Annotated in this window: 10 protein-coding genes and 2 pseudogenes; 11 read left to right on the top strand and 1 reads right to left on the bottom strand. The window is 39.3% G+C overall.

From position 1 onward, the window contains the following. The first annotated feature begins 103 nt into the window (after positions 1-103). The 8 genes and pseudogenes from ODOSP_RS09430 (at position 104) to ODOSP_RS09395 (ending at position 15,051) form a co-directional block, all read left to right on the top strand. Entirely contained in the window at positions 104-1,060 is a 957-nt protein-coding gene (locus ODOSP_RS09430; RefSeq protein WP_013611223.1) for an IS1595-like element ISOdsp1 family transposase, read from the top strand. Then, positions 969-1,970 carry an ATP-binding protein gene (locus ODOSP_RS19915; RefSeq protein ID WP_157741841.1) on the top strand — a complete coding sequence of 334 codons (1,002 nt, stop codon included), beginning with the start codon at positions 969-971 and terminating at the stop codon, positions 1,968-1,970. The genes ODOSP_RS09430 and ODOSP_RS19915 overlap by 92 nt, the downstream gene beginning before the upstream one ends. Positions 1,971-2,050: 80 nt before the next feature. Further along, positions 2,051-3,499: an ATP-binding protein gene (locus ODOSP_RS09420; protein ID WP_013612096.1), complete on the top strand. Its 1,449-nt coding sequence runs from the start codon at positions 2,051-2,053 to the stop codon at positions 3,497-3,499. A 512-nt stretch (positions 3,500-4,011) separates the two neighbouring features. After that, positions 4,012-5,187, top strand: coding sequence for a FecR family protein (locus tag ODOSP_RS09415; protein WP_013612095.1), 1,176 nt, complete (start codon positions 4,012-4,014; stop codon positions 5,185-5,187). Positions 5,188-5,270: 83 nt separating this feature from the next. After that, entirely contained in the window at positions 5,271-8,759 is a 3,489-nt protein-coding gene (locus ODOSP_RS09410; protein ID WP_013612094.1) for a SusC/RagA family TonB-linked outer membrane protein, read from the top strand. A 550-nt stretch (positions 8,760-9,309) separates the two neighbouring features. Then, positions 9,310-11,120: pseudogene (locus ODOSP_RS09405) on the top strand (reverse transcriptase domain-containing protein). 252 nt (positions 11,121-11,372) lie between these two features. Further along, the gene (locus tag ODOSP_RS09400; RefSeq protein WP_013612093.1) at positions 11,373-12,917 is read left to right on the top strand and encodes a RagB/SusD family nutrient uptake outer membrane protein; all 1,545 of its coding nucleotides are present in this window, start codon (positions 11,373-11,375) and stop codon (positions 12,915-12,917) included. A 205-nt stretch (positions 12,918-13,122) separates the two neighbouring features. Next, positions 13,123-15,051, top strand: coding sequence for a protein-disulfide reductase DsbD domain-containing protein (locus ODOSP_RS09395; protein ID WP_013612092.1), 1,929 nt, complete (start codon positions 13,123-13,125; stop codon positions 15,049-15,051). Between the two features lie 149 nt (positions 15,052-15,200). Here ODOSP_RS09395 and ODOSP_RS20525 read toward each other — a convergent pair. Next, a pseudogene (locus ODOSP_RS20525) lies at positions 15,201-15,369 on the bottom strand (IS982 family transposase); the annotation flags it as partial. Between the two features lie 171 nt (positions 15,370-15,540). Here ODOSP_RS20525 and ODOSP_RS09390 point away from each other — a divergent pair. From ODOSP_RS09390 to ODOSP_RS09380, 3 genes are all read left to right on the top strand, one after another. Continuing rightward, positions 15,541-15,849 carry a helix-turn-helix domain-containing protein gene (locus ODOSP_RS09390; protein ID WP_013612091.1) on the top strand — a complete coding sequence of 103 codons (309 nt, stop codon included), beginning with the start codon at positions 15,541-15,543 and terminating at the stop codon, positions 15,847-15,849. A gap of 8 nt (positions 15,850-15,857) precedes the next feature. Next, positions 15,858-17,351 (top strand): type II toxin-antitoxin system HipA family toxin, encoded by a 1,494-nt coding sequence (locus tag ODOSP_RS09385; RefSeq protein ID WP_013612090.1) that lies wholly within the window; start codon positions 15,858-15,860, stop codon positions 17,349-17,351. Positions 17,352-17,737: 386 nt separating this feature from the next. Further along, positions 17,738-19,096 (top strand): transposase, encoded by a 1,359-nt coding sequence (locus ODOSP_RS09380; RefSeq protein WP_080705330.1) that lies wholly within the window; start codon positions 17,738-17,740, stop codon positions 19,094-19,096. The last annotated feature ends 162 nt before the right edge of the window (positions 19,097-19,258 follow it).

The following is a 19,258-nucleotide window of genomic DNA, read 5'->3' as shown; positions in this document are numbered from 1 at the left end:
ACATCATACGAATGTTTTAATGATAAATATTTATACAAAAATATTTGCGTATTTTGCTGAAATTCAGTATATTCATAATGTTGTTTTAATCCGAAATATCATTATGAACATACTAAATTTCATGCAACGGTTCCCCGATGAAGCATCTTGCATTGCTTATCTGAAGGAACAGAGGGAACAATCAGGTATTGTCTGCAAACATTGTGGCTGTACGGAACATCGCTGGGATGCCAATAAACTTGTTTTTGAGTGCAAGCACTGCCATCATAGGCAATCATTACGCTCCGGAACTGTTATGGAACATAGCAAGCTGCCTTTCCGTTACTGGATAGCAGCCATGTTCCTGCTAACAAGCACTAAGAAATCCTTTTCAACAGAGGAAATCCGTCGCCAGTTAGGTCACAAACGTTATCAACCCATCTGGGAGATGGTCTGCAAGCTTCGGGATGTCATGGGAAAGCGTGATGAACGCTACCGCCTGACCGGTTCTGTAGAACTGGACGAAGGTTTCTTCACTGTGGAGCTTCAAGAAGAAGAAAAGGACAAACCGTTGAAAAGAGGTCGTGGCAGTCAAAGGAAAGCCAGGATTCTGGTCATGGTTGAAAGCTCCTATTCTACGAAAACTCCCAAGAGAGGAAGACCCAATAAAGCAGTCGGACACCTCAAAATGCAGGTCATATCAGATTTGGGGTCGAAGACAATTACCAAGGTTGTCAAAGAGCAACTGGAGCCGTCAGTAGAACTGACTACAGACGATTCCACATCATATATCAAGTTTGATAAACTCGTCAAGAGCCATAAGGCGGTCACTTCCGGCAAAGAAGCGGTTAAAGTCTTCCTGCCCTGGGTGCATATTGCAATAAGCAATGCCAAAAGGCTTCTGTTGGACGTTCATCATAAGCTTAAAAACGAATACTTACAATACTATCTGAATGAGTTCTGCTATAAATTCAACAGACGCTATCTCGATGAAAAACTATTTGATAGACTCGCTTTCACAGCTATCAACTATAACACCGACTTTAGGTCGAAAATTTATAGACGGACATCATGCGGATAATCATTTCAATTATCTTAAAAATGGTTTATCAATAAATTGTCATTTACTCACTCATAAGAAAGTTAATGCTGAAGGAGAAGTTAAAATCATAGGGTACGAGGTCATTTTAGTGAATCACTGTTTTGAAAATAATAAACCTGTAGAAACTCCGGAAGGAAAGAGAAATAGACAAATTAGAGAAGCAGAATCAAACCAATTTAATTTGATTATGATAACATTTGATGATGTAAGAAAGCTGATAGCCAAAGACGAAACAAGAACTTTGGAATTGAAGAAAACAACCGGAGAACTCTACAAAGGGATGGAGACTGCCTGTGCGTTTCTCAATTCTGATGCCGTTATGGGTTTTTGTTTGAAACACTTGAATTTGGCAGGTCGGATGGATAGTAAATACAGAAAAGATACGTTGACGGTTCCATATGAAGCTATAAAAGAGGCTACAATCAATATGCTTTGCCATCGTTCTTGGAATGCCGAAAACACAACTCCGAGTTTGGCCATATATGATGACCGCATAGTATTTCAAAATCCGGGAGCATTTCCGCTTGGTATGACATGGCTGGATTTCGTGAATGACCAAATCGGTTCTCTTCCTGCCAACCCAACCATTGCGAATGTTTTTTATCGCCGTGGGACAATGGAGGCTTTCATTGACTGGTGGTGTAAAAACATCCGCACCCCAAGTGGAGAGGATTTCACCTCAAATCACAACAAGATACACAATCCGTCGAATATCGTTACACCCCAAGAAAAGGTTTTTGACTTTTGTAAATCACCTAAGAGTGTCGTTGAAATAGCTAATATGCTTGGGGTGAACGATAGAAGATGGGTGCGTAAAAAATATGTAGCTCCGTTTATCGGCACAAAACTTCTATGCCTAACTTTTGGATTAACAAGGCATCGTGAATAATACAGACTCAGATGGTCAGGGTATGGAAGAAAATGAGTTGTTTTAAAGATTGAATTATTTTTAAGTGATTTTATAGGCACATGGAAAATTTGGATAAGTTGGTACTTGAATTGTGTAAACTACCACAAGAAACAGGTTGGGTAGAGTTCAAACATAACAATTGCGATCCCAAAATGGTTGGCGAAGACATCAGTGCTTTAGCCAATAGTGCAGTTATTGCAGATAGAAGTTATGCCTATATGATATGGGGTGTTGATGATAATACACACGAGATAATTGGCACGAAAGTTAATTTGAAAAAAGAGAAGAAAGGTAATCAGGAACTTGAAAATTGGTTACGCTATCTACTTTCCAAAAATGCCGATTTCGAGATGCATTCAGTTGATATTGACGGCAAGCATGTTGAAATGCTGGTTATTTCAAAAGCCGTAGGAAACCCTGTTACATTTGAAAAGATAGACTATATACGAGTCGGCAGTTATACGAAGAAAGCTATTGAATTTCCTGCATTGCAAGCTCAATTATGGGATAGATTGAGAAACCAGCAATTTGAAGATGCTTACGCAATAGCTGATATACAATTGCAAGATATTCCTCGTTACTTAAATTGCGAGGCATATTTTGATATTCTGAATATGCCTGTTCCAACAAGTATTGATAGATATGCGCATTATTTAGTCGAAGACGGCATTATTGCAAAACAAGATAATGGTTTGTATGCCATAACAAACCTTGGGGCTATTCTCTTCGCAAAGAGACTTTCTGAATTTCCACGTGTAGGACGGAAAGCAATAAGAATAGTACAATACGATGGGCTTAATAGGCTTGTAATATTAAAAGAAGAAACAACGACAGAAGGGTATGCCATTAGCTTCGAGAATGCAGTAAAATATGTAAATACACTGTTGCCTTCAAAAGAAGATATTGACTCTGTTCGCAGAAAGTCTATAAGCACATATCCTATACCTGCTATTAGAGAGGCAATAGCCAATAGTCTTATTCATCAGGATTTTTTCATTACTGGAACAGGACCACTTATCGAAGTATTCGAGAATCGGGTAGAGGTTACAAATTCAGGAACGCCATTAGTTGATATTATGAGAATTGTGGATAATCCACCAAAATCAAGAAACGAAAAATTAGCATCTTTAATGCGTCGGTTGAACATGTGTGAAGAATTGGGACGTGGATGGGATAGAATGGTTATTAGTTGTGAATTGCAAAAGTTGCCAGCTCCGCGAATTCAAATATATCAAGAATCAACCAAGGTTTCTTTGTTTTCTCATTTAGATTTCACCAATATCCCGATGGAAGATAAAATATGGGCAACATACTTACATGCTTGCATAAAGTATATAGAAGGAGACGCTCTTACAAATAGTTCTTTGAGGGAAAGGTTTGGGGTTGCGGAATCTTCATCAGGCAGTATCTCACGATTAATCAAAGAGGTTCTAAAAAACAAACTAATAAAACCCATAGACCCCAATACAGCCCCTCGCTACATGAAATACATTCCAATATGGGGCTGATTTAACTTGCTGGTAACTTGCTGCATTCACAATATATATGTTTATGTAGCTGATTAACAGAGGTTGGAATATTATTTCTAACTTGCTGGTAACTTGCTGAATGAGATTATTGAAAGTAATACAATTCTTGATTTAGTGAAAGATAAAGAAAGAATTGAAGTGAAATAGACTGATAAATTGTTTATTTTACTTGCCTTTGTCATCAGCTAATCACTCCACTTCTATTTGAAGCAAGATGTAGAAGATAGCACGTTGCAAATCCATTACCTATTGCCATAAAATGAATTTATAAATCTTTGAAAGATAGAGATATACTACTAAGCAAAAGAATTGTTGTCTGAATTTATCTATTCCTTCCGTCCATTTTTCAGCATTGCTTTTTGCATTGATGGTTACAATAGATTCTTTTGATTTACACAAAGCCCAATGTTTATAGCGAAATAATCAAATTTTTTGTCACATTGTTTTCAGAATTTGGTGTCGTAATATTAGAAGACCAAAATTAGGTTAGCATGGAAAATAGGATTTGGGAAATTATAGCAGCTTCAATTCATGGCGAAGAGTTATCTCCGGAAGATGTAAGTATTTTGCATAATTGGTTGGACGAGAATAAGCAGAACCGGGATGAATATGCAGGGTTGCAGACTTTCTACGAAGGAAATAAAGGTAGTCTAAAAGACTCCATAAATATACAACGAGCCTGGGAGGAAAATTGTGGTAGAGTGAAAAACCATAAAATGATAAAGCTTCGTCGGCAAATTGTACGTTGGGGATATGCGGCAGTTGTTGCATTGACACTTGGCATGGGTGTATTGTTGCTGATTGAAAAAGAAGATGAACAGATTGCAAAAGTTGAAGTTGTAGAATCGCCAATTGTACCGGGTTCTCCGAAAGCTGTATTGACTTTAGCATCAGGCGAGCAGTTGGACTTACAGGAAGAGGGACATTTTGTAAGCAAGGATAGCAGCAAAATCCGGAATATTGGGAATGTCCTTGAATATGAAGCCGGAGTCAAGAAAAATAATAATGAGTTGGAATATAATATTTTGACAATTCCTCGTGGAGGAGAATATCAATTAAAGTTGGAAGATGGCAGTAATGTGTGGCTGAATGCAGAGACGGAATTGCGTTTCCCTGTTGCCTTTGGTGGAGACGAGCGCAGAATATTTTTAAAGGGAGAAGCCTATTTTGAGGTGGCAAAAGACGCCGGACGTCCGTTTATTGTTTGTGCAGATGGAGCAGATGTGACGGCATTGGGTACTGAATTTAATATTTCAACGATACAGGAAAGCGGAGAAGTATTCACAACCTTGGTGAATGGAACAGTCCGAGTGGTGAACGAAGAGGGAGAGAATTGTATTTTACGACCGGAAGAGCAGGCCGTTTGCAAAAAGGGTGAGTCGGATATTGGTGTGCAGAAAGTTAATACAGCACTGTACACTTCCTGGAAGGACGGGTATTATGCTTTTGACAAGCAATCTTTAGGTGAGATAATGCGAACCTTGGAACGTTGGTATGACATTCATGTAGTTTTTGTTGATGATGCAGAAAAATTGCGTTTCTCAGGACGGGTGAAACGATATGAAGATATAACAAATTTATTAACAATGATAAAACTGACGAATGATGTAGATTTTACAATTGAAAACCGGACAATAATCGTAGGTGTTAACAAAAACCGGAAATAGGGAGGTATTTCCGGTTGAAACTTGAGCCTCTGGAATGCCGGCAAGCAAGAGAGGCTATCGTTTAATTTAAACTTTACAAAAGTATGAAAAAAAGATGGTTAAAGAATACCATATTGTGGGAAAAGATATGGTTAAAAAAAATGTTTTGGCGTATGAATTATCTGGCTTGTTTTTTATTGCTCGGAGTACTTTCAGTCTCAGCTGAAGTCTATTCCCAAGAGGGTATGATTAGCTTGAAAATGAAGGATGTTTCTCTTGTGGAAGTATTCAATGAAATTACACGAAAGACAGGTTATGATTTTTTGTATAATTATGATGTAGTGCAGCATAAAGGGAATGTGAGCGTAAACGCTAAAACAGTTCAATTAAAGACTTTGTTGAGAGACCTATTATCAAGCAAAGATTTAGAATATGAGTTTAAGGATGATGTGATTATCGTGCGTAATCGTACAGACGAGTTTGTGCAAGTAATTCCGCAGTCGGTGAAAAAACGCACGGTAGTCGGAACGGTAAAAGATAGCAAGGGTGAACCGATTCCTGGAGCTTCTATTATTGTGAAAGGAACCCAGACCGGTGTAGCCACGGATATCGATGGTAAATTTGAAATTCGAGTGGATGACGTTGCAGGAGTAATCTTTCAGATTTCTTTTGTTGGAATGAAAAACAAAGAAGTGAAATTGGGTACTTCTAATGTATTGAATGTTGTGTTGGAGAGTGACACCAAAGCTTTGGAAGAAGTAATTGTTACCGGTTATCAGACGATTTCTCGCGAACGTGCGACCGGAGCGTTTGATATTGTGTCTGTTGCCCAGATTACTAAGCCGACCTCGGATATTGCGACTCGTTTGATTGGAACAACAGCTGGAGTGCAGAATCGTCTGGATAGCAACGGTAAGTTGGTGTTCGAGATTCGTGGCCAGACCAGTTTGAACACAGATAATGCACGTCCGTTAGTGGTTGTTGATGGATTTGCTGTAGAAGATGAATTTAGCTCTATAAACCCTAATGATGTGGAGAGTATTACAATTTTGAAAGATGCAGCAGCCGCTTCTATTTGGGGGGCACGTTCAGCTAATGGTGTGATTGTAGTTACAACTAAGAAAGGTAAACAGGAAACTACTAAAGGGGCTCGTGTGAATGTTTCGGCTTTTGCAAAGATTTCTCGTAAATTGGATTTAGATACTTATCGTCCATTTGCTTCTTCTGCCGACGTGGTGGATTATGAACAGAGAGGTTTTTCAACGAATTTTTTTGGTGGCCCATGGAGTCCAATTGATGATAGTTATACAAATGCACAGAGTGGATATTCTCAGGCTGTAGTTGCCATGAATGAACACCGCTTAGGCTTTATAAGCGAGAGTGACATGAACAAAGTGCTGGAAAAACTGAAAATGCAAGACAATAAGAGTCAGATAAAAAAATATTTGCTACAGCTTCCTGTAACTCAGCAATATAATGTGAATATATCTGGAGTAACAGATCGAATGACTAATATGTTGTCGTTGATGTATGAAAACGAAAAGAATAATTTTAAGGAAAACAATACAGACCGCTTTTTAGTGAATTACAGAACTAATGTAAAACTTTTCAAATGGCTGGATTTCAATTTTTCAGGAATGTTACAATATAACGAGATTGACAATAGCGGATCCCGCAACGGCATTTTGGGGTTGTTTCCATACGATATGTTAGTAGGTGAAAATGGAGAGCGTATTTCTGTTCCACATAATTATTATATGCCAATATTGGAACGCCATGTGCCAATGGAAAAATTTCCATATGCAGATTGGACTTATAATCCGATTACCGAAATTGAAAATCAGAAATTGATGACAAAACAATTGAATGCAAGAATTCAGACAGGATTGGTTGTGTCATTATGGAAGGGACTTTCATTGGATTCTAAGATTCAATATGAAATGTATAATACAAATATAGAGAATATCTATAATGACAAGACTTTTTATGTACGCAGTACTGTGAATCAGGCATCTACGTGGGACCATAAAATAGATAAGATTACGGCGAATTTGCCAGTTGGCGGAATCAAAGAGATGTCAAAGGAGGAAATCAGAGCCTATAGCTTTAGAAATCAGTTGAATTTCAATTATACATTTGCCGATAAACACGACGTAAGTGTAATTGTGGGAACAGAAGTGAATCAAAGGGTAAAACAGACAACCTCTTATCCGCTCACTTACGGATACGATGATGACCGTCTGACAGTTGGTTTATTCCCTAATGGACCGACAAAAACCAAGAATTGGATGGGGTGGAGTCAGACATTCAACTATACAAATGCATTCAGTTATACAACAGACCGTTATTTTTCATTGTTTGGTAATGCATCCTATACTTTTGACGGCAAATATACTGCATCTGGAAGTATTCGTACTGATGCGTCTAATTTGATTACGGATGATCCGAAATATCGGTATGCTCCATTTTGGTCTGTCGGCTTGGGCTGGCAGATTGGAAAAGAGAATTTTATGAAGGATTTTGCTTGGTTAGATCGTTTGAATATACGGGTCACTTACGGATACAACGGTAATGTGGATAAATCAACCTCTTTCCGTCCTTTAATTAGCGTTTCTGCTACACAGAATACCTATACGCATGAAATTACCTCTAGTGTAAGTAGCTTTGGTAATCCTTCTTTAAGGTGGGAAAAAACAGGGACATGGGATGTTGGTGTGGATTATTCTTTTTGGGGAGGTAAATTGTGTGGTAAATTGGACGTTTATAACAAACAAGGTAAAGATTTGATTACTTCTATGACAATTCCGGCTGTTAATGGAACAAAATCACAGAAACTGAATACGGCAAAAATGGCAAATCGCGGTCTTGAATTGGAGGTCGGTTCAACTTTATCGATTTTGGGGGCGGATATCACATGGACAGGAAGTTTGAATTTTTCTTACAATAAAAATAAGATTATTAGTTTGTATAAAGCAACGTATAATGCATACGATCTTTATGGAGGAGGAACTTCGGCATACGTGGAAGGACATAATTCTAATAGTCTATGGACGTTTAAATATGCCGGTGTTGTGAATAAAGGTACGGACGATAATCCTAATTGGCAGCCGGTTGTGCAGGGGGCTGGCGAAGATTTATATGACTTTACAACTTGGACACCAGGTGATGGTCGGGATTATATGTTGGATATGGGAACGAAGGTGGCTCCGTATACATTGGGATACTCCAATACATTTAAGATTTTCGATTTTGATCTTTCATTTATTATTACAGGTAAATTTGGTCATAAGTTTAAACGTTGTTCTTTCAACTATCCGAGTATGTCAGGAGGTTCTGCTAAACCTAATAAAATGTATAAAGAGGTATTGGAAGCCGACCCTATGAAAATGATTCCAATTCCATTTGACAAAGAGGAACCACGCTACTATTTTTGGGATCGTTTCTATCCTTATATGGATTATCTGGTGGAAAGTGCATCGCATATCAGAATTCAGGAGGTTAATATCACTTATAACATGCCATCTCGCTGGTTGTCAAAAATTGGTATCGCCTCTTTCCAAATTTATGCACGTGCGCCCAGAATGGTCGCTTAATAAATACTTCTTTAGCAAGAAGTTAGGATTGGGTTCGATATAATCCTATCGTCAATCAGTTTATCCAAAGGGGAAACCCGATGGGGAGTGTAGCATACTGATTAAAGCTCCAAGTCCACTAATAGTCAAGTGGCGACTGAGGGGCAAGACGAAAAGGCATACATAAGGATGAAGCCTTGATTGGTTGAACGATAGTTCAGTGGTACCAAATCTTGCAACAACGGAAGACTATTATACATACGTTGTTTCATAGTACTCTGCCTATTTTGTGCGTTAGTGCAGAGCATAAAGAACCGACTATGACACAGCCGCAATAAGCGGACAAGAACGAAAGTCGCATCCGACAGTATGCCGTGCTAATAGTTATTAAGAGAACTAACTGGGGATTACCTAAGTCGGAACGCTGGAATAAACAGCTATAAAGAAAGCTTTTGAATATCCGATATGGTAACGGAACTTCCGTAGTAGTCCGAGCAAGGGAAAGCCTTGTACATGGCGAAGGGAAGTAGTCTGTAACTTTAATACGAACAACGGAAAACGTGAGAGACGTATGAGAAATCCAGAGCAAGTATTAAACATTTTAGCTGGACACAGCAACGAGCCTGAGTATAAATACGAAAGGCTCTACCGTATTCTATTCAATGAACAGATGTTCTTTGCCGCCTACCAACGTATGTATGCAAAGCCGGGAAACATGACACCCGGCACTGATGGCAAAACAGAGGATGAAATGAGCATTGATAGGATAAACAAACTCATAGAGAGTATAAAGGATGAGACTTATAGTCCCAATCCTGCAAAGAGAATTTACATTCCGAAAAGAATGGGAAGATGCGTCCGTTAGGAATACCGTCTTTTGAAGACAAATTGGTTCAAGAGGCAGTAAGAATGGTGCTTGAAGCTATATATGAGGGACACTTTGAGTGGACATCGCACGGCTTCAGACCAAACAGAAGCTGCCACACAGCACTGAAAAGTCTACAAAATAATTTCAACGGTGCAAAATGGTTCATCGAGGGAGATATAAAAGGCTTCTTTGACAACATAGACCATGATGTGCTGATAGAAATAATGAAAGGCAGAATAGCAGATGACAGATTTCTTCGTCTGATACGGAAATTCCTCAATGCAGGGTACATGGAAGAGTGGCAATTCAACAAGACTTATTCAGGGACACCGCAAGGTGGTATCATAAGCCCTGTTTTGGCAAATATATACCTTGACAAGTTCGATAAGTACATGAATGAATATGCCAACAAAATTCAATTAAAAGGGGACAGTAAGAAGCCGCAACAAGGATATTTGCAAACTCAACAGCAGAGTACACTACCTAAAACGTAGGATAAATGAAGTAGAGGATGTAAACGTAAGAACAAGGATGGTAGAAGAACTGCACGAAAAGCAGAAGCGGATACTAACAATGCCAAGTGGCAACGATATGGACAGAAATTTTCGCAGACTGAGATATCTGCGCTACGCCGATGATTTTCTAATCGGGGTTATCGGAACGAAAAACGAATGTGAGACAATCAAAGCTGACATCACCAAGTTTATGCAGGAAAAGTTAAGGCTGGAGATGTCACAGGAAAAGACTTTGATTACAAATGCACAAGACAGCGCAAAATTTTGGGTTACGAAATATATGTCCGTAAAGACTATGCCACAAAGAGAAACAGTAACGGAACAGTGCGCAGATACTTCAACGGGAACGTGATATTGCACGTTTCAAGAGAAGTAATCAAGAATAAACTGCTCAGCCTCGAAGCCATGAAAGTTGTCACCAAACGCGGCAAGGAAACATGGGTGTCAAAAGGCAGGACTTATATGATTGACAATGAAGCGCACGAGATTGTATCTCAGTTTAATACCGAAATACGAGGGTTCTACAACTATTACTCAATAGCAAACAATGCATCGGCTTTGGGACGCTCTTTCGGCTGTATTATGAAGTTCTCCATGTACAAAACTCTTGCTCAAAAGCTGAATATGTCAGTGAGAAAAGTCATTGAAACATACCGCAAGGACAATCTCTTTGCCGTGCCTTTTGTAAACAAGGGAGGAGAAACCAAGTACAGGGTATTCTACAATGAGGGTTACGCCCGTAAAACGGATTGTGAAACAGCCCCAAGTGACAATCTGCCGTATATGTTCAAAACACCATCGTTAAGTTTGATAGAAAGGCTTACAACAAAAACGTGCGAACTATGTGGCAAGCACGGAGAAGTGGTAATGCACCATGTCCGCACTCTCAAAGAGTTAAAAGGTAAAAATGACTGGGAACGCAAAATGCTCTATATGCACAGAAAGACTTTGGTCGTATGTGCGGAGTGTAACGCAAAAATCCAGAGCTGTGATAAGTAAAATGATGTTACAGATGGAGAGCCGTATACATGGAGACGTGTAAGTACGGTTCGGGGGCAGATAAACGAAAACCTACCGCTGTAAAGCGGAAAGGCGTTGTTTACCGAGCCTACAAGGGAACAATCTGCATACATTTGTAAAGAATAAATATGATGAGGATCCAGAGTATCCAACTAATATGAATGGAGGAACAATCCGTCCGAGAGCATCTTATACATTGGGTTTGAAATTTAATTTTTAAAATGTAAGATTATGAAAAAAGGAAATAAATATATATTGTGGTTCATGTCGCTTTGTTTGTTGGGTATGATATCTTGCAATGATTTCCTAGAGATGAAGCCGTCAAAGACCAGTTCATTGGTACCTACAACGTTGGAACATCTGGAAACATTGTTGAACAATTATAGTAGTTTTTATCAAGAAGCAAATCGTACGGCAATTTATAGTACAGATGATTATGGCCTTTATAAAGAAATATATGATGCAAAATCCAACGCATATGGTATTGCTGGCGTAGAATTTGCGACATGGGATACGGAATTTTTGCCGGATGACACAAGAGAAAATTTTTGGGCAAACGAATATAAGAAGATTTTTATTGCTAATATGGTGTTGGAGTATTTGGGAAAGGTAACTGGAGATGAGGAACAGAAAAAAATATTGGAGGCTGAAGCACATCTGATTAAAGCATATAGTTATTGGATTTTGGTAAATACCTATTGTTTGCCTTATACTGAAGCTAATAAAGGAGAGTTAGGGTTAGTATTGAAAAATTCAGTCAGTTTTGACGAACCAACAATCAGGGTCACTTTGGAGGAAACTTATCAGGCTATTGAATCAGAACTGACCGGCGCACTGAAGTTGCAGAATTCGCTTGAAATGGTGAATAACAAATATCGTACTTGGCGTGGTAGCAAGCCTGCAGCAAATGCTTTTGCTGCCCGATATTATTTGTCGATTAATAATTATGGCGAAGCATTGAAGTATGCAGAAAATGCTTTGGCGGAACACAATGTCCTGATGAATTACAATACCGACATGAGATATAGTGCGAACAAATCTGAGGTGACTATCAATGTTGGATTGCCTAATCAGGAAAAGGTAGAGATAATGTATCCGTATACACACGACAATCAAATTGATATGACGGATATGTTGGAGTGGAAGGAGTTTTATTATTTCAGAATGTTGAATCATGAATCTTGGTGGTATCTGCCGAGCAAGGATTTGTTGGCACTGTATGATAAGGATTATGATTTGCGTTATAAATATCACATAGTGGAAAATTATTCTTATGATAGAGGATTGACAACACCGGCTTATGAATGGCCTGGTTATATCTTCTTTTTTAAAGATAGAGTTCCTTCTGGAATGACTGTAGCCGAGATGATTTTGACTAAAGCAGAGTGTCAGGCCCGACAGGGGCTGTTTCAAGAAGCGATGAATACTGTAAATATTTTAAGAGCCAAACGTATGGATGTAAGTGCTCCTGCTGACGTGATTAATTTGACAGCACATTCTAAAGAAGAGGCTATCCGTAAGATTTTGGAAGAGCGTCGTCGAGAAATGCCTTTTAATATGCGTTGGTATGATCTTCGGCGACTTAATAATAATGAAGATGCAAGCGATGATGTGGTGATTAAAAGAGAGTTTTATCCGTATAACAATGCGACTATTTTAGGAAAAGAAGCAGTAAAGACTTATACGTTGGATAAGAATTCGCGCCGATATGCAGCTCCAATACATAATACGGAAATAGAAAGTAGTTTGGGATTAATTAAGCAGAACACCTATTGATTTTGAGTGGCAGTGATGTTACACTGCCCTCTTCCCTAACATTGAAAAATACGCAGATAAGCTTTATTTGTCAGAAATTGCCCAAGAGTCAAATCGGAGAAATTGGAAAATGTATTTGGCAAAGCCTGCGTGGACAGGGAAATAGGTTATCGGAGGTGAAGGAGAGGATTTTTTTATGAAGAATTAGAATAATGAATAACGGAATATGAAAAAGAATTTGTTGCTTATCGGGTTATTTCTCTGTTCTTACTACTGGGGATGGGGTAATGTGAAAAAAAGTGATTTGAAGGTTTTGTATGTAGGAGGTTCGGCAGATATCGCAAGCGGTTATGGCGTAGAAGTAGATGCTGCAGTGTTGCAGAAAAGCATAAATGAGCGTAAGGCAGCTTTTGAAGAGATGCTGAAGCAGTATTTTATATCTGTGACGTCTGTGGATGCCAAGGACTACTATGCAAAAATGTCGGATGATTATGATGTGACTGTAATGGACGGAAGACCCGCTGCCATTTCTCCTGAGCGGAGGATCAAGAATGAAAATGGAGAAGTTGTAAAATATGTGCGTGCAGGTTATTTGCCTGCAGATTTTGACAGGCCAATGCTTTTGATTGGAGAGTTGGGGGATATTGTGGGGCGTTCCATTGGTTTGAAGACAGATTGGTATTGTTTGTGTTTGGATGCACACGCTCATCATTTTAGAACAGAACATCCCATATTCCATAAGCCTTTTCCAGTGAAGATGACTACGGAAATGCGCCCGACACCTCCGGATGCTTATCACTATGCTTATTATTATGATGGTACAATCCCAGACTCCATTTTGATGTGGAGGGTGCAGACCAGAGGATATCAGACGGACGAAGGCTTCCGGATTGGCATGGTGGCTCGCCCTTGGGGATTTGAAGATTCTCCGGATGCAGAGTATATATCTAGTGGTGTGTGTGCCAAAACATTGAATGCTGTAGCGATTGGTCGGCATGGAAATTTTCTGCATTGGGGTTTCGCGGCCTCTCCGAAATATATGACCGAGGAGGCAAAGACTGTGCTGGCAAATGCTATTGTCTATATTTCGCAATTTGCCGGGGAGACACCCATTGCACGCAAGTACAATGATCGGATTGCAACTAAAGAGTATATAAAAGAGGTGGCTTACCTTTCTACTCTTACAGCATGGAAAGAACGTGTAAAATCTGATAAAGAGTGGGAGGCAGGCATGTTAATGGAGCAGAAAAAAGCTTTGGAGAAGCTGGCAAAAGGGAACATATTGTCAGGTATAGAGAAGGATGCTTTGGCATTTAAGCCCCAAAAACCAATGTCTTATGAAGATTTCTTGAAACGTTATCAAAAAAGACTTTTTGAAAAATTAGGTATGGATGAGGTTGCTTATGCACGATACTATAAGGATAATTATGATTATTTCTATGGAGGGGAAGGTATGTATAATCTGGTGGTGGACGAAGATGTGAAGAGTCTGGGTATCCCAAACAATGATATTCGTTTGTTGGATAAGACGATTTCCATGTTGGAGCATGGCGAGGAAGTTGATAAGGCTAAGAGAATTCTGAAACGTTATACTCTGTGTCGTTTTAGTACAGCACAAGAGTGGCGTGATTGGTTGACTGCCAATCGTGACAAAATATTTTTTACAGAGGCTGGAGGATGGCTCTATCTGGTCAATACCCGTGATAAGAATATCCCTGGTAATGATTATCAGGTAAAAGAGCAACAGGAAGAAGAGAAAAAATCAGAATTGACAACGGATGATAAGAATCCTGTGGCAATAGAGGCTGCTGTTGAAAACTTGCCGAATGGGAATAAATGCATTGCAGTGCGAGTGAAAATTTATACGAATTATCACATATATGCTAAAGTAGCAACGATTGACCCTTATATACCTACAGAGTTGAAGATAGAGTTGCCTCAAGGATACCAGAAAGAGGGCGAATTGCAACGGCCTTCGTTTAAAGCATTGAACGATGCCGGAACCACTATTTATGAGGATGAGGTGGTTTTCAAACAGGAGATAAAAGGAATAGGTACAGGAAAAGTCAGTTGTATAATGACCTACCAATGCTGTGATAATCATATTTGTTTCCCGCCTATGGAGAAAAAAATAGTGCTGGATTTGAATAAGTAGAAAATCATTTTTCCAGTTTTGTAGTTGACTTTGTACTTCCCGGGAAGTTTGAAACATGTTGTTCGGTATCCGAATTGCGAAATAATCAAATTTTTTGTCTCATTGTTTTCAGAATTTGGTGTCGTAATATTAACGTGAGTTCGACGAATTCAAAATAAGGTAAGCTGTGTATCAATTGTTCTAATCATATTGATACACAGCTTTTTTTTAGAAACAGTATGCAGTGATTGCACTCAAGAGGTTGACAATGAAGTTATCAAATAATCTGTGTTTTGAATGTTCCACTTGTGCTATATTCTTGAGCTCGTCATTAATGGTTTATATGAATGATTTATAATCAATCACGATAATTTGACGATAAGTTTTCTCTGAAAAATTAGTTTTATTCTCAGAATTTATATAGTTTTGCATTTGTAACATTCACAATAGTGAAGATTAATGCATATAATTTGTGTAACTATCATTATAGTGATATATAAAACGGTTTGTATGGTAGATTTCTATGAATATTCCACACCAGAGCTTGTAAGGCTATTAGGTAACAGATTTAAAGAATATAGAATTCGTTGCAATCTTACTCAGAAAGATGTTTCTGAGCAATCCGGTATTGGACTTACAACCATCCACAAATTCGAGAATGGTACAGTTGGCAATATTTCATTGTCAACATTTATTGTGTTGTTGAAAGTGGTCGGGCAGATTAACACTATAGACAATCTTCTTCCGGAATTGCCCGAATCTCCTTACCTGATGCGTAGGGATGATAAAAAGGTACAGCGTGTCAGACACTCTAAATAGCATAAATTATGGTACAGTCGTTAAAAGTAATCCTTGGAGATGAGGAAATTGGTCGATTGGCATGGGATGTCAGGCGTAGGTTATCCTATTTTATGTATAATCCGGCTTTCTTGAAAAAAGGTCTTAACATTTCTCCATTGGCGGCACCGGTTGATGGAGTGAGAGGACTTACACCTATATGGGGAGAAGATGCCAAGATTTATCAAAAATTACCGGCATTTTTAGCCGATTCGTTGCCTGATGCATGGGGTAATCAACTTTTTGAATTATGGCGTCAACAGAACCACTTGTCAAACGCAGATATTACTCCCCTTGACAAACTCTCATTTATAGGAAAACGCGGAATGGGAGCTTTGGAATTTTTGCCTGATGTTTCAAGAGAGCGTAAGGCTGAAAAAATAGATATCAAATCATTGGCAAATTTAGCTGAGCGTATATTTTCAGAGAGAGAAAATACCAGAATCCTACCCGAAGAGTCGGTAACAATGCAATCATTACTTACGGTTGGTACTTCAGCCGGCGGGCGTCAACCGAAGGCAATTGTTGCCATCAATCGAAAGAATGGAGAGGTTCGTAGCGGACAGATTTCCGGATTAGAGGAATTTGATTACTATCTGATTAAATTTGGTAATTCTCAATACAGTTCGGCAGAATTGGAGATGTCTTACTATGAACTTGCTACAATGGCAGGGATAAATATGATGCCTTCAAAACTCTATCAGGTAGACGGGAATAACCATTTTATGACAAAACGCTTTGACCGTAATAATGGGAAAAAGATTCATACACAAACTTTGGCCGCAATTAGTCCCGATGCGGACAGTTATGAACAATTGATTACAGTATGTCGGAAGCTTCACCTGCCAGAAACAGACTGTTATGAGGTATTTCGCAGGATGGTCTTTAATGTATTGGCAAACAATACAGATGATCACAATAAGAATTTTTCATTCGTTATGAGCGAGGATGGTATTTGGCGTCTGTCTCCTGCATACGATGTAACTTATATATTTGACAATGGAGGATTCTTACCTAATGAAGATCATTGCATGTATATTAGGGCAAAACTTAGGGATATAACACGTGATGATGTTATTCAATTTGCTAAAGATAATGGAATACGTAGACCTGATGCAATAATACGTGATATAGTTAGTGCCATAAAACAATTTCGTACGGTTGCTACTAAATATGGCGTTGCGGAACAATGGGTAGGACGTATTGAAAACACTATAGTTAACCATCTGAAATCATGGGGAGAGTTAGAGGAAATAGCCCCTGAAATATGCGAATTTGTCATAAACGGACATATTATAAAGAATATCCGTATGGAGCAGGCATATAAGGGGAATTTCCATTTGCTTGCTGAAATAGACGGTCATGAACGTAAGTTTGTTATTGGTAAGAATAGAGAAGAATTTTCACTTATTGAATCAATGGGTACAGCAAACCTGTCATCGAATCAGCTTAAGAATATGGTTGAGAAGTATTTTAAGTATTGAATACACGTTTACGTTTATCTATTTTTGGGGAGAAAGGTAATTATAATGTGAGTGCAGACGTTAAGCGGCTGAAAGTGTATGAAGTTGCAGGCGGAGGTAAAATGCAAAAGCTGTTGGAGTAATGAATTTTTTACTAAGTGGCAGAGATGATTTTGACTAAAGCTGAGTGTCAGGCCCACCTGGGGCTGTTTCAAGAGGCGATGAATACATAATATGGAAATAGAAAGTAGTTTGGGATTAATTAGGGATATTCAGTAAATAGTATAAAATTAGCCAACTAATTCATACACAAAATGTTGCGAATTAGTTGGCTTTTTTGTATCTTTAGGTATTCCCCCGCAAATAAGGTTTGGAATCCAAAACGGGGGAAATTCCCCAACAAAGATATGGCTAAGATACAAAATATTTCGGAAATTCACCCTACTTTGGGCTTTACAGAATTTGATATTATAGAAAAATATCGCAAGAGTTTTCATGAGAGTGAGCTTGGCAGGCTTCATTCGGTGTTTCCGTTTGAGCGTATGGCAAAGACCATGGGCCTGTCGGAACAGCGACTGGGACGCAGGAACATCTTCAGTCCTTCGGCGAAGATCGCCCTTATGGTCCTGAAGGCGTACACCGGATTCTCTGACAGGCAGCTGGTGGAACATCTTAACGGGAACATACACTACCAGATGTTCTGCGGGATTATGATAAATCCGTCCTTTCCCATAACCAACTACAAGATAGTCAGTGCCATCCGCAATGAGATAGCGTCCCGTCTTGATGTTGATTCCCTCCAGGAAGTGCTGGCTTCACACTGGAAACCCTATCTTGACAGCCTTCACGTCTGTATGACCGATGCCACATGCTATGAGAGCCATATGCGTTTTCCTACGGATATGAAACTCCTTTGGGAAAGTCTGGAATGGCTCTACAGGCAAATCTGCCTTCATTGCAGAGATTTGGGTATAAGGCGTCCGCGCAACAAGTATGCGGATGTGGCGAAGTCCTATCTGTCCTACTGCAAGAAGAGAAAGAGGAAGGCTTCAAGGACAAGGATGCTCAAGCGTCGTATGATCAGACTCCTTGAAAAGCTCCTCATACAGAGGGATGAAATCCATAGAGAACATGGAACCTCACTCCGATATACCCAGGATTACCAGAAGCGTCTTTCCATCATCAGAAAGGTTCTTGTACAGGAAAAGGAGTTGTTTGAAGGCAGGAAGGTCAGGGACCGCATCGTCAGCATTGACCGTCATTATGTACGTCCCATTGTAAGAGGCAAGGAAACAAAGTCCGTCGAGTTCGGTGCGAAGGTCAACAACATACAGATAGACGGCATATCGTTCATCGAACACCTCTCGTTCAAGGCTTTCAACGAAGGTATACGCCTGAAGGACTGTATCCGCATGCAGCAGAAGCTCATGAATGTGAGGGTAAGATGCGTGGCTGCCGATTCCATATATGCCAATAATGCCAACAGAAAGTTCTGTACAAAATATGGAATATCCACATCCTTTGTACGCAAGGGAAGGGCGGCCAGGGATGAATCCTTGAGAAAGGTTCTCAGAAGTGAACTGTCAAAAGAAAGGGCCACCCGACTTGAAGGCAGCTTCGGCACACAGAAGCAGCATTACTCACTCTCAAGGATAAAGGCACGGAACAGGAAGACGGAAATCCTATGGATTTTCTTTGGAATACATACGGCAAATGCCATACTGATGATAGATAAAATCAGGAACCGGGCGGATAAAGCGGCATGACATAAATTTACCGACAGAACCAGAAGGGGTCATCAGACCTCTTCCGAAGCGTCGTGTCTAACAAGATAGGATTATGTGAAAAAACACAGAAAAAGGGCAATAATAATGGCATATAAAGTGATTATACTCTATCAACTTTATATGCCATCTTACTTTTTAGGG

Origin of the sequence: Odoribacter splanchnicus DSM 20712, from assembly GCF_000190535.1 — a bacterium.
GTDB lineage: Bacteria > Bacteroidota > Bacteroidia > Bacteroidales > Marinifilaceae > Odoribacter > Odoribacter splanchnicus.
Note: the sequence above shows the minus strand (reverse complement) of the source record. Positions and strands in the feature narration are given on the sequence as shown.

What these genes read in the sequence shown, in the direction of transcription:
- ODOSP_RS09410 (WP_013612094.1), top strand. Translation starts at nt 5,271, where the DNA reads ATGAAAAAAAGATGGTTAAAGAATACCATATTGTGGGAAAAGATATGG.
- ODOSP_RS19915 (WP_157741841.1), top strand. Translation starts at nt 969, where the DNA reads ATGAAAAACTATTTGATAGACTCGCTTTCACAGCTATCAACTATAACA.
- ODOSP_RS09400 (WP_013612093.1), top strand. Translation starts at nt 11,373, where the DNA reads ATGAAAAAAGGAAATAAATATATATTGTGGTTCATGTCGCTTTGTTTG.
- ODOSP_RS09430 (WP_013611223.1), top strand. Translation starts at nt 104, where the DNA reads ATGAACATACTAAATTTCATGCAACGGTTCCCCGATGAAGCATCTTGC.
- ODOSP_RS09380 (WP_080705330.1), top strand. Translation starts at nt 17,738, where the DNA reads ATGGCTAAGATACAAAATATTTCGGAAATTCACCCTACTTTGGGCTTT.
- ODOSP_RS09395 (WP_013612092.1), top strand. Translation starts at nt 13,123, where the DNA reads ATGAAAAAGAATTTGTTGCTTATCGGGTTATTTCTCTGTTCTTACTAC.
- ODOSP_RS09420 (WP_013612096.1), top strand. Translation starts at nt 2,051, where the DNA reads ATGGAAAATTTGGATAAGTTGGTACTTGAATTGTGTAAACTACCACAA.
- ODOSP_RS09385 (WP_013612090.1), top strand. Translation starts at nt 15,858, where the DNA reads ATGGTACAGTCGTTAAAAGTAATCCTTGGAGATGAGGAAATTGGTCGA.
- ODOSP_RS09415 (WP_013612095.1), top strand. Translation starts at nt 4,012, where the DNA reads ATGGAAAATAGGATTTGGGAAATTATAGCAGCTTCAATTCATGGCGAA.
- ODOSP_RS09390 (WP_013612091.1), top strand. Translation starts at nt 15,541, where the DNA reads ATGGTAGATTTCTATGAATATTCCACACCAGAGCTTGTAAGGCTATTA.